The following is a 10,934-nucleotide window of genomic DNA, read 5'->3' as shown; positions in this document are numbered from 1 at the left end:
CAAAAGCCAAAGCGGTTCAAACTTTGACGCCGCGGGCGATGTTTCCAAAGTGGAAACACTGTAATCACATGAAAATTTTTGATAAATTCCGGCCGACGTGGACTGGCCCCGCCGCCCGCGCTGACGACAACGCGCGACACGCTCAAAACGCGCCGCTGAAATGTGGCGATTTCGCGGCGAGATCGGCGAAGATGCGGCCAGAGCCGGTCCTGCCGCCCCTGGCCATGATAGACAGGCGCCCCCCGTAAAGAGGGACGCCCGTGCGCTGCATAATCAGAACCTAGCGGACCAGAAGCTTGGCTTCGTGCTTCTTCAGCGACCGGCGGGCGGCCGCGTAGTCTTGCAGGCCTTCGGCGGTCTGAAGCTCGGGGAAGAGCTCGAAGATTTCCGCCTTGGCTCCGGCGCCCATGCTGTCCATGGTCTGATCGCCGGGCTGGAAGCTTTCGGTCCAGACGCCGTTCGACAGAACCACTTCGTGTTGATCGAACATGAAGTGGATGTAGGTGACGCCCAGGGTGCCCACTTCGTCGACGCCATCGAGATCGGTCAGGTGCTTGGCCGCCGCCAGAACCTCGCGTTCCTCGAAGAAGAGCTGCGCCTTCTCGCCGCTCATCAGGATGCGGTGCTGCGGGCTGACCAGAATGTCCTGCTCGGGCAGGTTCGGGCCAAGGCTGCCGGCCTGGATCAGGATCGGGCGCAGATGCGGCGCGCGCGCCAGCTTGTGCCCGGTCAGCTCGGTGGTGCCGATCCAGCGGATTTCCTGCAACCCGTTGTCACGGGTGATGATCCGGTCGCCCTCGCGCAGATCCTCGATCAGACGCTCGCCGGTGGGTGTGGCGATGGTCGTGCCGGGGGTAAAGCAGGGAATGACGTTCTCGATGTCCTCGAAAGTCGAGCTGCCGAGCAGCGCGCCGGTGTCGTCGAAATATTCGACAAAGCCGTCTTCGCGGTCGGCCGTGGTATAGGTCACCGAGAGACTGCCGCCCGCCGGCGCCGAGCCGGTCAGATCGAGCGTGTCATAATCGTTGGGCAGACCGTCCGCGCCGTCGCCGGCCGGGCCGTCGCCGCCATCGACGCTGTCGCCGACGTTCGAGCCGATGATGGTGTCGCGTCCGTCGCCGCCAAGGACGGTATCGGCGCCCGCGCCACCTTCGAGCAGGTCTTCGTCGATCCCGCCATCGATCACGTCGTCGCCTTCACCGCCCAGGAGCGTGTCGTCGTCGTCACCACCGAAGATGGTGTCGTTGCCCATTTCGCCATCGACGAAATCACGATCATTGTCCGGCACCGGATCGGTGGCGTCGGGTTCGTTGTTGAACAGCATCGAACTGGTCTGCGAGCTGGCGTCGATCGAATCGTCGCCGTCATAGCCCAGGATGGTATCCGAACCATGGCCGCCGATCAGGCTGTCGTCGCCGGTCCAGCCGTCGATGTAATCGTCGTCGATGCCGCCGTCGATGGTATCGGCGCCGTCGCCGCCATCGATGGTATCGGCATCGTCGCCGGTCGCGATCAGATCGTCGCCCGCGCCGCCCATGACGGAATCGCGGCCGTCGTCGGTGTTGGGATCGGACAGGATGCCGCCGATCGGCAGGTTCGGATCGTCGCCTTCATAATCCGAGAAGGTGTCGATCCCGGCGATGATCGTGTCGTTGCCGTCGCCGCCGTCGATGGTGTCGGCGCCCTGAATATCGTTGATGCTGTCGTTGCCGCCGCCGCCGGTCACCAGGTCGTCGTCGATGCCGGGGGTGATGACGTCATCCCCTTCGCCGCCGTCGATGGTGTCGCGGTCATCGCCGGTCGAGATGGTGTCGTCGCCCGCGCCGCCCGACACGCTGTCGCGGTCGTTCTCCGGGTCGTCGTCGACCGGCACGCCGGGAAAGGTCGGCACGTCGATCGCCTCGTCATTGGCGTCGGACATCAGCTCGTCATTGCCGGCGCCGCCGTTGAGCGTGTCGCTGCCGTCGCCCGCGCGCACGGTGTCATGGCCATCGCCGGCATCGACGGAATCGTCGCCATCGCCTGCGAGGACGGAATCGTTGCCCTCGTAGGCTTCGATGATGTCGTCTTCGGCATCGGCCGGATCGGTCGAGAAGATATTGTCGCTGAAATCGACGCGGTCGCCCTCGGGATCGCCGGTATACCCCGCGTCGATGGTATCGTCGCCGGAGGTGCCTTCGACAATGCCGTCGAGACCGCTCGTGGGGCCGCCGTCATTGCCGCTTTGCTGCGTGGTGGGCGGGGTGTTGTTGTTGTTCTCTGATACGGGCACGTTAGGAACGCCTCCCTTCGTCAATGCTGTTGAAATATGTTTCGATCTGCATCATCGCTTCGCGGATGCCAAAAACGATCCGCCAAGACGGCGGTTGAAGGTCACCACTAGTCTTTCTGGTCTCAGGCATCGCGCCCCCTTTACCTTTTAACGCTCGGATCACCGTGCAGACTGAAAACGCCCGGATCACGCGCCGCTCTTGAAAGTGCCATACGAACTGGGATGCAGACAGGATCTCGGGTCCGGCAAAATCCGCCGGATGCCTTCGGATGCAGTGCAATCGCACCCGTCCAACTGATCGTGTCCGTCATCAGAAGTATGACTGTTTAGCGGCCGCCCCCGTGGCCAGCAGTTACCCCCCAGTGGGCAGGATTGAGAGTATGGCGAGGCGTTGCTCAAACAAAGCAGAAATTGTTCGGAAAACAGACCGTCTCTTGCGGGGAAACGGGTTGAGCCGGGCCCGCGGCACCTGTCGTTTCGCCACGTCCGGTCAGAGCGTTCCTGCAATTTTCCCCATATTTTTAGGGAAATTAATGAATTGTTAACCGGTACGCTGCTGCGGGCCTGGCGTCGTCCGGGATGGTTTTTCCGGCCCGGAGAACCCCGCATTTTCCCATGGCGCCACGAAAATTGTGCAATAACAACGCCGAGGATTGTTGGCGTTCTGTCGCCAATGGCCTGTTTTCCGGGGGACTGATTACAACTGAACGATGAGCCGAATAGCTCGAATTGATTCGAAATATCGGCGGGTTAAGCTCCGAATGGCTGTTTGGTGCCGTCACGGCAGGTAAAATGATACTGCTTTTCGCGCCAATTGCGCTGCCTTTCTCCGCCGAATTCCGCGCTTTCGACCCTAGCAAAAGTCGTCGTTCCTGTCGCCGGACATTCCGCAGTGCAGACCTGTGCATAGGGATAGGCCGCAATCGCCGGCCGCGTCCATTGCCAATCGGGTTACGGCCGGAACGACCGTGGCGGTCGCCCGTATTGCGCCACGAAGGCCCGCGTCATTGCCGCCGCGCTCGCATAGCCGCAGCGCAGGGCGATCTCGGTGATGGAATAATCCGATTGCTCTGCATACCGCCGCGCCGCCGCCAGCCGCAGCCACTTGTAGACCGCTTTCGGCGCCGCCCCCAGATCGGCCTGAAACGCTCGTGTCAGGGTGCGCTGCGTGGTCTGCAAGCGCGCCGCCAGGGTGGCAATCGGCAGCGGCGTCTCGAGCGCGCCGGACATCAGGGTGATCGCCTGTTCCACCTGCGGCGAGGCAGGGCCGCGAAACATCCGGTCGACCGGCGGCTCGGCGGTGCGATGCAGGAAAAACGCCGAGACTTCGAGCCCCAGCGCCTCGCCATGGGCGGCGCGGATCATCGCCAGCACCGTGTCGAAGGCCGCCATCGCCCCGCCCGACGTGGTGCGGTTGCCGCAGGTCACCACCCGGTCAGAGACCGTCTCGATCGTGTCGAACCGTTCGGAAAACGCCGTCATCTCGGCCCAGTGGATCGTCGCCCGCGCGCCATCGAGCAGCCCGGCCTGCGCCAGAAGCCAGGCGCCGGTGTCCATCCCCACCACATGGCCGAACCGGCGCGCCGCGGATTTCAACGCGGCCGCCGCCGCCGGGGTGGCGTGGTGGCGCACGTCGTAGCTGGACAGAACCACCAGGTGATCGCCGCCGGGATGGTCGCGCAGCGGCCCATGCGGCAGCACCGGCAATCCGCTCGAGGATTCCACCGTCTCTCCGTCGAGCGTAACGAAGCGCCAGCGATAGGCCTCGCGCATCAGGATTTCATTGGCGGCCCGCAGCGGCTCGACCGCATTGGCCAAACAGAGGTTGGAGAACCTCGGAAAGAGGAGAACCGCCACTTCCTGCGGCGCGACGGCCGGATTTGTCCAGTTTCGCATGTTTTCTGTCTAGAAGCGCATCCTGCCGGGCGTCAAGCCGGATAGCTCTGGGGCAACGCAGCACCGGGAGAGCGCCATGCAGTTCGGACTGACCGCGGAACAGGAGATGATCGTCTCCACTGTCCGCAGCTTTGTCGAGAAAGAGATCTATCCGCATGAGGCCGAGGTCGAGCGCAGCGGACAGGTGCCGCCGGAGCTTGCCGCCGAGATCAAGCGCAAGTGCCTCGCGCTCGGGTTCTATGCCTGCAATTTCCCCGAAGAGGTTGGTGGCGCCGGGCTGAGCCATCTGGATTTCACCCTGGTCGAGCGCGAACTGGGGCGCGGCTCGATGGCGCTGACGCATTTCTTTGGCCGGCCGCAGAACATCCTGATGGCCTGCGACGGTGCCCAGCGCGAACGCTATTTGCTTCCGGCGGTGCGCGGCGAGAAGATGGATGCCCTTGCGATGACCGAGCCCGACGCCGGGTCGGACGTGCGGGGGATGAAATGCACCGCGGTGCGCGAGGGCGGCGACTGGCTGGTAAACGGCTCCAAGCATTTCATCTCGGGCGCCGAACACGCGGATTTCTTTATCGTTTTCGTGGCTACCGGCGAGGACGAGACGCCGAAGGGGCCCAAGAAGCGGATCACCACCTTCCTTGTCGATCGCGGCACGCCGGGCTTCGAGGTGCGCGAGGGCTATGCCTCGGTCAGCCATCGCGGCTATCGCAACTCCATTCTGGATTTCGACAATTGCCGCCTGCCCGACGCCCAGGTTCTGGGCGCGGTCGACGGCGGCTTCGAGGTGATGAACACCTGGCTCTATGCCACCCGGCTGACGGTGGCGGCCTTTTGCGTCGGTCGGGCGCGGCGCTGTTTCGATCTGGCGCTGACCCAGGCCGCCGAGCGCCGGCAATTCGGCCAGCCGATCGGCAGGTTTCAGGGCGTGGGCTTCCAGATCGCCGACATGGTGACCGAGATCGACGCCGCCGACTGGCTGACCCTGGCGGCGGCCTGGCGGCTCGATCAGGGCTTGCCGGCAAACCGCGAGATCGCTTCGGCCAAGCTCTACGCCTCGGAAATGCTGGCACGGGTAACCGACAGCAGCTTGCAGATTTTCGGCGGCATGGGGCTGATGGACGACTTTCCCATCGAGCGGTTCTGGCGGGATGCGCGGGTGGAGCGGATCTGGGACGGAACATCGGAGATCCAGCGACACATCATCAGCCGCGATCTGCTTCGGCCCTTGGGGGCGTGATGGCCGGGCGTGACACATGCCGGGATCAGGGCGGCTCCTCGGGGCTGGAGCGGCTGTTGCGGCCGCGTTCGATCGCGGTGATCGGCGGCGGAAGCTGGTGCAGGAATGTCATCGAGCAATGCCGCAAGATCGGGTTTGGCGGCGAGATCTGGCCGGTTCATCCGACACGCGCGACGGTTGGCGGGGTGGCGTGCTTCCCGGATGTCGGCGCCCTGCCCGGCGTGCCGGATGCGGCCTTTGTCGGGGTCAACCGCGAAGCGACCGTCGCGGTGGTGCGGGCGCTGGCGGCGCGGGGCGCGGGCGGCGCGGTCTGTTTCGCCTCGGGCTTTCGCGAGGCCCGGGGCGAGACCGCGGATGGCGCCCGGTTGCAGGCGGCCTTGCTGGAGGCGGCGGGCGGCATGACGCTGCTCGGGCCGAATTGTTACGGCTTTCTCAATTACCTCGACGGCGCGGCGCTCTGGCCCGATCAGCATGGCGGCCTGCCGGTGGCGCGCGGCGTGGCGATTGTCACCCAATCGTCGAACATCGCCATCAACCTGACCATGCAGGCGCGCGGGCTGCCGCTGGCCTATGTGGTGACCGTCGGCAACCAGGCGCAGACCGGCCTGTCGGACGTGTCACAGACGCTGTTGCGCGACCCGAGGGTGACGGCGCTGGGGCTGCATATCGAAGGGATCGACGATCTGCGGGCCTTCGAGGCGATGGCGGCCGAGGCGCAGGCGCTCGGCAAACCGGTGGTGGCGCTCAAGATCGGCCGGTCCGATCAGGCGCGCGCGGCCACGGTCACTCATACCGCGTCGCTGGCCGGCAGCGACGCCGGCGCGCGGGCGCTGTTGCACCGGCTGGGGATCGGCCAGGTGGCTTCCCTGCCGGTCCTGCTCGAAACGCTGAAGCTCCTGCATGTGACCGGGCCGCTGACCTCCAACCGCATCGCCTCGATGTCCTGTTCCGGCGGCGAAGCCAGCCTGATGGCGGATATGGCGGAAGGCTCCGGGCTCGTCTTTCCGCCGCTCGACGCCACCCGGCGCGCGGCCTTGCGGCGCGTGCTCGGCCCCAGGGTGGCGCTGGCCAACCCCTTGGATTACCACACCTATATCTGGGGCGATGTCCCGGCGATGACCACGGTGTTCAGCGCGATGACGGGCGGCGATCTGGCACTGGGCTGCGTGGTGCTGGATCTTCCCCGCGCCGATCGCTGCGATCCGGGCGCCTGGACGCCGGTGATCACCGCGATGGAACGCGCCCGGGATGCGACCGGCACCCCCCTGGCGCTGGTCAGTTCCCTGCCCGAGACCTTGCCGGAAGAGGTTGCTTTGCAGTTGATGGACAACGGCATCCTGTCTTTCGGCGGCATGGCCGAGGCGATCGCCGCCCTTTCCGCCGCCGTCCGGATGCGCCCGGCCGAGGACGCGCCGCTGCTGGTACCGCCGGTCGCGCCGCAGGGCCGGACGTTAAGCGAGGCCGAGGCCAAGGCGGCCCTGGCCGCCGACGGGCTGCGCATCCCGGCTTCGGCGCCGGCCGCAACCCCCGAGAGCGCCGCCACCGCAGCGGCGCGCATCGGATGCCCGGTGGTGCTCAAAGGCTGCGGCATCGCGCACAAGACCGAGGCCGGGGCGGTGGTGCTGGGGCTGGCCACGCCCGACGCCGTGGCCCGGGCGGCGGCGGACATGCCGGCGCAGAGCTTTCTGGTCGAGGAGATGGTGACCGACGGCCTCGCCGAAGTGCTGATCGGCGTCGTCGCCGATCCGGCGCATGGCTATGTCCTCACCCTGGCGGCGGGTGGTACGCTGACCGAAATCCTCGAGGATCGGGTCTCGCTGCTGGTGCCTGCCAGCCGCGCGGATTTGCGCCAGGCGCTCTCGCAACTCAGGATCGCGGCGCTGCTCCAAGGCTATCGCGGGCGCCCCGCCGCCGACATCGACGCCCTGCTTGACGCGGTGATGGCGGTGCAGGCCCATGTAGCCAGAACCTTGCCGCAGGAACTTGAAATCAACCCGCTGATCTGCACCGCCACCGGCGCGGTGGCGGCGGACGCATTGATCCGAACCGGAGAGGAATGATGACCGAAAGCCCGATCAAGACCCACCGCCGCGGCCATGTGCTGGAAGTGACGCTGGACCGGCCCAAGGCCAATGCCATCGATCTGGCCACCAGCCGGATCATGGGCGATGTCTTTACCGCGTTTCGCGACGATCCCGAGTTGCGGGTGGCGCTGCTGACCGCGGCCGGCGAAAAGTTCTTTTGCCCCGGATGGGATCTCAAGGCCGCCGCCGAAGGCGACGCGGTGGACGGCGACTATGGGGTCGGCGGCTTTGGCGGCTTGCAGGAGCTGCGCGGGTTGAACAAGCCGGTGATTGCCGCGATCAACGGCATCTGCTGTGGTGGCGGGCTGGAACTGGCGCTGTCGGCCGATATCATCCTCGCCGCCGATCACGCCAGCTTTGCCCTGCCCGAGATCCGCTCGGGCACCGTCGCCGATGCCGCCTCGGTCAAGCTGCCCAAGCGCATTCCCTATCACATTGCGATGGAAATGCTGCTGACCGGCCGCTGGCTCGACACCGCAGAGGCGGCGCGCTGGGGGCTGATCAACCACGTCTATCCGGCCGGCGAACTGATGGCAGAAGCCCGCAAACTGGCCGATCTGCTGGCCGCCGGGCCGCCACTGGTCCAGGCGGCGATCAAGGAAGTGGTGCGCGAGGCCGAAGACATGAAATTCCAGGACGCGATGAACCGCATCACCAAGAGCCAGTTCGCCACGGTCGAGCGGCTCTATCGCTCCGAGGACCAGAAGGAAGGCGCCCGCGCCTTTGCCGAAAAACGCGATCCCGTTTGGAAGGGGAAATAGATGCCATTGAACATGAATCGCAACGTCTTCATCACCTGCGCGGTGACCGGATCGGGCGGCACGCAGGACAGAAGCCCGCATGTGCCGCGCAGCCCGGCCGAGATCGCCGAGAGCGCCATTGACGCCGCCAAGGCCGGCGCGGCGGTGGTGCATTGCCATGTCCGCGACCCCGAGACCGGCGCGCCCTCGCGCCGTCTGGAGCTCTACCGCGAAGTGACCGAACGCATCCGCGCCGCCGAAGTCGACGTGGTGCTGAACCTGACGGCGGGCATGGGCGGCGACATGGTCTTTGGCCCGCCCGAGGCGCCGCTGCCGCTGAACCAGACCGGCACCGACATGATCGGTGCGGGTGAACGCATGGCGCATGTCCGCGCCTGCCTGCCCGAAATCTGCACGCTCGATTGCGGCACGATGAACTTTGCCGAGGCCGACTACGTGATGACCAACACGCCCGGCATGCTGCGCGCCATGGGCGGGATGATGACCGACCTGGGGGTGAAGCCCGAGATCGAAGCTTTCGACACCGGCCATCTCTGGTTTGCCAAGGAGCTGGTGCGCGAGGGCACCCTGGCGCCGCAGGCGCTGGTGCAGCTCTGCATGGGGGTGCCCTGGGGGGCGCCCAATGATCTCAACACCCTGATGGCGATGGTCAACAACATCCCCGAGGATTGGACCTGGTCGGCGTTTTCGCTGGGCCGCGATCAGATGCCCTATGCCGCCGCCGCGGTGCTGGCCGGCGGCAATGTGCGCGTCGGGCTGGAGGACAACCTCTTTCTCGACAAGGGCGTGCTGGCCACCAACGCGCAGCTGGTCGACCGCGCGGTGACGATTGTCGAGAACATGGGGGCAAAGGTGATCGGCCCGGCAGAGGTCCGCGACAGGCTGGGGCTGGTGAAACGCGCGCCGCAAGGAGGTGCCGCATGACCCGTAAGGCAGCGATCATCGGCGGCGGCGTCATCGGCGGCGGCTGGGCCGCACGCTTTCTGCTCAATGGCTGGGACGTGGCGGTCTTCGACCCCGACCCCGAGGCGCGGCGCAAGATCGACGAGGTGCTGGCCAACGCCCGCCGCGCCCTGCCCGCGCTTTATGACAAGGCGCTGCCACCCGAGGGAAATCTGAGCTATCACTCGGATTTGCACGCGGCCGTGGCCGGCGCGCTCTGGGTGCAGGAGAGCGTGCCCGAACGGCTCGACCTCAAGCACCGGGTGCATGACGCAATCACCCGGGCCGCCGATGCCGAGGCGGTGATCGGCTCGTCGACCTCGGGCCTCCGCCCCTCGCAGCTGACCGCCGAGGGCGCGCGGGTGATCGTCGCCCATCCGTTCAACCCGGTCTACCTGCTGCCCCTGGTCGAACTGGTGGGCGAGGCCGGGCATTGCGCGCGGGCGGCAGAGGTGCTGCGCAAGATCGGCATGTCTCCCCTGACGCTGCGGAAGGAGATCGACGCCCATATCGCCGACCGGCTGCTCGAGGCTGTCTGGCGCGAGAGCCTCTGGCTGGTCAAGGACGGCATCGCCACCACCGAAGAAATCGACGAGGCGATCCGCATGGGCTTCGGGTTGCGCTGGGCGCAGATGGGGCTGTTCGAGACCTATCGCATCGCCGGCGGCGAGGCCGGGATGAAGCATTTCCTGGCCCAGTTCGGCCCGGCGCTGCAATGGCCCTGGACCAAGCTGATGGATGTGCCCGAGTTCACGCCCGAGCTGGTCGACCTGATCGCCGGGCAATCAGAGGCGCAATCCGGGCATCTCTCGATCCGCGATCTCGAGCGGCTGCGCGACGACAACCTTGTCGGCATGATGCGGGCTCTGCGCAAGTCCGGCAGCGGCGCCGGCGGCACGATCACCGCGCATGAGGCGGCCTTGCCCGATGCCGCGTCCGCCGACCTGCCGGTGACGGTGGACCGGGTGATCCCGCAGAGCTGGACCGACTACAACGGCCACATGAACGAGGCGCATTATGTCGAGGTCTCCTGTCAGGCCACCGACCGTTTCATGGAGATGATCGGCGCCGATGCCGCCTATGTGGCGGCGGGCGGCAGCTATTTCACGGTCGAGAACCACGTCCGCTACCTGGCCGAAATGCGCGCCGGCGGGCGGGTGACGGTGACGACCCAGGTGCTCGCGGGTGCCGGCAAAAAGATGCATCTGTTCCACCGTCTGCTGATGGCGGACGGCACATTGGCCGCCACGGTCGAAACGCTGCTCCTGCATGTCGACATGGCCACCCGCCGCAGCGCGCCGCCGTCGACGGAGGTCGCCGGAGCGCTCGGCCGCTTTGCCGAGGCCCATGCCGGCCTGCCGAAGCCGAAGGGGGTCGGGCTTGCCGTGGGTCACCGGGGCTGAGCCACGCGCAGCCCCGAGACCGGGCGTTTGTGCCGGCCAGGCGTTCGTGCGGGCCAGGGGGTCCCGGATCGGGGTCCGGGACGCGGGGACAGGCCGCCGCCCGTCGTTGCTCTCGCGCGTCCCGGCCGCCGCGCGGGCCGGGCGTTCGTGCGGGCCAGGAGGTCCCGGATCGGGGTCCGGGACGCGACAGGCCGTTGCCCGTCGATTCTCTCGCGCGTCCCGGCCGCCGCGCCGGGGCCTCACCCTGCCCCGCGCCCCCGCCCGCGCCGCAAAACCCGCACAGATCGCCCCGCCCCGACTTCCCGCTTGTTCCTCTTGAATAATCTCTGCCGAAAGATA

7 protein-coding genes are annotated in these 10,934 nt (G+C 66.6%); 5 read left to right on the top strand and 2 right to left on the bottom strand.

Translation table 11 applies throughout. From position 1 onward, the window contains the following. Nucleotides 1–280: 280 nt before the first annotated feature. Nucleotides 281–2,272, bottom strand: coding sequence for a Hint domain-containing protein (locus tag AC0J5K_RS08435; protein WP_274565477.1), 1,992 nt, complete (start codon nucleotides 2,270–2,272; stop codon nucleotides 281–283). A gap of 951 nt (nucleotides 2,273–3,223) precedes the next feature. Beyond that, nucleotides 3,224–4,168: a GlxA family transcriptional regulator gene (locus AC0J5K_RS08430; RefSeq protein WP_274565478.1), complete on the bottom strand. Its 945-nt coding sequence runs from the start codon at nucleotides 4,166–4,168 to the stop codon at nucleotides 3,224–3,226. 76 nt (nucleotides 4,169–4,244) lie between these two features. Here AC0J5K_RS08430 and AC0J5K_RS08425 point away from each other — a divergent pair, with 76 nt between their 5' ends. From AC0J5K_RS08425 to AC0J5K_RS08405, 5 genes are read left to right on the top strand one after another with little or no spacing between them, the layout of a single operon-like run. After that, complete coding sequence (locus AC0J5K_RS08425) at nucleotides 4,245–5,405, top strand: acyl-CoA dehydrogenase family protein (RefSeq protein ID WP_274565479.1); 1,161 nt, start codon at nucleotides 4,245–4,247, stop codon at nucleotides 5,403–5,405. Further along, entirely contained in the window at nucleotides 5,405–7,465 is a 2,061-nt protein-coding gene (locus tag AC0J5K_RS08420) for an acetate--CoA ligase family protein (RefSeq protein ID WP_274565481.1), read from the top strand. The genes AC0J5K_RS08425 and AC0J5K_RS08420 overlap by 1 nt, the downstream gene beginning before the upstream one ends. Continuing rightward, on the top strand, nucleotides 7,465–8,250 hold the full coding sequence (locus tag AC0J5K_RS08415; RefSeq protein ID WP_274565482.1) for a carnitinyl-CoA dehydratase: 786 nt from the start codon (nucleotides 7,465–7,467) through the stop codon (nucleotides 8,248–8,250). Before AC0J5K_RS08420 ends, AC0J5K_RS08415 begins: the two co-directional genes overlap by 1 nt. Further along, nucleotides 8,251–9,174, top strand: a complete 924-nt coding sequence (gene bcoG / locus AC0J5K_RS08410; protein WP_274565483.1) for a 3-dehydrocarnitine:acetyl-CoA trimethylamine transferase BcoG — start codon at nucleotides 8,251–8,253, stop codon at nucleotides 9,172–9,174. Further along, nucleotides 9,171–10,595: a carnitine 3-dehydrogenase gene (locus tag AC0J5K_RS08405; RefSeq protein ID WP_274565484.1), complete on the top strand. Its 1,425-nt coding sequence runs from the start codon at nucleotides 9,171–9,173 to the stop codon at nucleotides 10,593–10,595. The genes bcoG and AC0J5K_RS08405 overlap by 4 nt, the downstream gene beginning before the upstream one ends. Nucleotides 10,596–10,934: the final 339 nt, after the last annotated feature.

This window comes from Marinovum sp. E3 (assembly GCF_055755275.1).
This window is presented reverse-complemented; position numbering and strand designations above follow the sequence as displayed.